Raw genomic sequence first — 822 nt, 5'->3', positions numbered from 1 at the left:
GTCGACCCCGGGTATCCGGCCGAGCGGATCCGGTTCATGCTCGACGACGCGGCGCCCGCGGCGGTCCTGACCGGCGCGGGTGTGCTCGCGCCCGAGATCGCCGACCGGCGCGGTGTTCTTGCGCTGGACGACCCGGAGACCGCGGCGGCGATCGCCGCGCTCCCGCCGGGCGCGCTGAGCGACGGCGAGCGCGTACGTCCCGCCGACGGTCCGCACCCGGCGTACGTCATCTACACGTCGGGTTCCACCGGGCGCCCGAAGGGCGTGACCCTGCCGGGGCACACCCTCGCCCACCTGCTGGCGCGTGACGTCGTCGCGGTCGAATCGGGGCCAGGCGCCCGCGTGCTCCAGTTCGCCTCGCCGAGCTTCGACGTGTCGCTCCAGGAGATCGGCTCCGCGATCCTCACCGGCGGCACGCTGGTGGTGCCGCCGGACGAGGTACGCGCCGACGCCGCCGCGCTGGCCCGCTGGCTCGACGCCGAGGCGGTCTCCGTGCTCCGCGCGCCGAACGTCGTCCTCGAGGCCGTCGTAGGGGCCGCGGCCGAGGAACGCCTCCCGCTCGCCGCGCTGCGTCACCTGGTGCAGGCCGGCGAGGCGCTGAGGATCACCGACGAACTGCGGGAGTTCCGCGTCGCCCGCCCGCACCTGTCCGTGCACAATGACTACGGCCCGGCGGAGACCCACGTCGTCACCGGCCACCGGCTGCCGGACGAACCCGCCGACTGGCCGGCGAGCGCGCCGATCGGCACCGCACTGCCCGGGCACCGGGTGGCCGTGCTCGACCCCGCCCTGCGGCCGGTCCCGTACGGGGTGGCGGGTGAG

At 76.2% G+C, this 822-nt stretch carries 1 protein-coding gene; it reads left to right on the top strand.

The genetic code is table 11. From position 1 onward, the window contains the following. A partial coding sequence (locus ACFFNX_RS51590) for an AMP-binding protein (protein WP_378213841.1) occupies positions 1–822 on the top strand: 822 nt, incomplete at both ends.

The organism is Actinoallomurus acaciae (genome assembly GCF_042429965.1).
Taxonomy (GTDB): Bacteria; Actinomycetota; Actinomycetes; order Streptosporangiales; family Streptosporangiaceae; genus Actinoallomurus; species Actinoallomurus acaciae.
This window is presented reverse-complemented; position numbering and strand designations above follow the sequence as displayed.